3 protein-coding genes and 1 pseudogene are annotated in these 1,662 nt (G+C 45.5%); 2 read left to right on the top strand and 2 right to left on the bottom strand.

Features of this window, described 5'->3' with window-relative positions; genetic code table 11:
* The coding region (locus O9300_RS06325) for a DUF3067 family protein (RefSeq protein WP_287970694.1) at positions 1-211 on the top strand (211 nt) is incomplete at its 5' end.
* 157 nt (positions 212-368) lie between these two features.
* On the opposite strand, the gene O9300_RS06320 is transcribed toward O9300_RS06325, so the two are convergent.
* Together O9300_RS06320 and O9300_RS06315 are read right to left on the bottom strand one after the other, a co-directional pair.
* Complete coding sequence (locus tag O9300_RS06320) at positions 369-1,097, bottom strand: PEP-CTERM sorting domain-containing protein (protein ID WP_287970690.1); 729 nt, start codon at positions 1,095-1,097, stop codon at positions 369-371.
* Between the two features lie 128 nt (positions 1,098-1,225).
* Positions 1,226-1,459 (bottom strand): annotated as a pseudogene (locus O9300_RS06315) (ISKra4 family transposase); the annotation flags it as partial.
* Positions 1,460-1,547: 88 nt separating this feature from the next.
* On the opposite strand from O9300_RS06315, the gene O9300_RS06310 reads away from it, so the two are divergent.
* A partial coding sequence (locus O9300_RS06310; protein WP_287970696.1) for a DUF3067 family protein occupies positions 1,548-1,662 on the top strand: 115 nt, incomplete at its 3' end.

Here is a 1,662-nt window from a genome sequence, read left to right as displayed (position 1 = left end):
ATATCTCGAACAAGCTTCTTTTCCCCTCTCCGAGTCTGAATATCTGGAACATCTCAATGCGATCGCCAATTATCTCCACGAATGGGGTGGTTTTAGTCAATTTCAAGCTTTTATCCGCGAAACCCGCGAGCGTCCCCGTCTCGGTAAAGCGGTTAGTCTGGCCTTAGATTTAGGTGAAAGAGCATCGGAATGGCTGATCAGTGATCAGTGATCAATTATCAGTGACCAGTGGGATTGTTAACTGAACAGTATACTGCATTTAAATTGCGTCCCCACTCCCCCACTTCCCACTCCCCCATCCCCTTCTCTAGACACACAAAAGGCGTTAAGTTTAACTTCAACGCTTGCCTTTGATTTAATGACAGTGACTAGCTCTTGCGACGAGCGAAAGCACCAGCACCGGCAACGGCTAAGATACCGAGGATAGCAGAGGGTTCGGGGATGTAAGTAGTTTGTCTGAAATCGTTGGTTATACTGTTAACTGATCCGTCAACACTAGAGACAAAGAAAGTGTCTCTGACGTAAAGTTTCAGGATATTCGTAGCAATTAGAACCGTGAGGCCAGGAGAGCCTATGCCACCAATATCCAGGCTTCTAGCCTCTGAGGTTCCGACCAAACTCGACCCGCCGAAAGCATCTGACCAAACCGTCTTGTTCAGAGAGACACCGAAGTCAGTCTGGCCAGTTGTGGTATAGCCGCCGCTGAATCCTGAGAACATCTGCGTCAAAAGTTCGTTTCCGGGAGTGTTGGGGTTATCAACGATCTCGATCGTGTAATCTATGACATAAGTACCAGATGAACTTAGCAGAGGGGTAGCTGGGGTGAAGGTGAAGGTGTGCAAATCGCCCAAGGGCAGCACGGTTTCCGTAATGGTCAGAAAATTGTTCGGGTCATTTATACCAATGCCAGATGAGTTGATGTGTGTAAACAACTTGTCCCCTTTTCGGCAAGGATTGGTCTTGAAATTGTTGAAACTTTGTGGCAAACACTCCTCCTGCGCCTGCACGGGGGCAGCACCAGCAAAGCCGAAAGCGGCAACGCTGCCAGCGATAGCAAGAGCGCCAGTGGTTAGTTGTCTAGATATGTTGGTGATCATTTTAAGTTGTTTGTCAATTTATTAATTAGGGCAGTAATGCGGAGACATCCGTAGTCTAGAATATTTATAACCTGGGAGCATCTGCCCTTTGACATAAGTAGAAATGCTTAATGATCTCAATAAAAAAGTTAAAAAAGGCAACCATTTAGATAAGCACAGCGATGACGAAGGACTTGCGGTACATTACCAGATTCCCAACTTGCACCAGTAATTTTAAGACGATGAGCAATTTGTTTAATTTTTGATTCAACAGAGCCAGAGCCAATGGAAATGCCCTCTGCCTGCAAATAACCATAATTGACAATTCGATGTTTATGCTTGTTCAAATAAATAAAATTCTCCACTTGCGGCTCTGACCATCCTTCGCGCACAAGAGATAGCAACATCCACTTCCCCCTTCCTCAAGAAAACATTTTACCTCCTCCTGACATCTGAGAAGCGATAGCAACCATGACGGGTGTGGACTTACAGCAATTATTACTAGAAAAATGGGGTCGTTCCTACGATATCCAGCTGCGACGCATCAAAGATAAGGTTCATGTCCAGGTAATGTGGAAATATCTCG

The organism is Microcystis sp. LE19-195.1E (genome assembly GCF_027532095.1).
Taxonomy (GTDB): Bacteria; Cyanobacteriota; Cyanobacteriia; order Cyanobacteriales; family Microcystaceae; genus Microcystis; species Microcystis aeruginosa.
Note: the sequence above shows the minus strand (reverse complement) of the source record. Positions and strands in the feature narration are given on the sequence as shown.

What these genes read in the sequence shown, in the direction of transcription:
- O9300_RS06320 (WP_287970690.1), bottom strand. Translation starts at nt 1,097, where the DNA reads ATGATCACCAACATATCTAGACAACTAACCACTGGCGCTCTTGCTATC.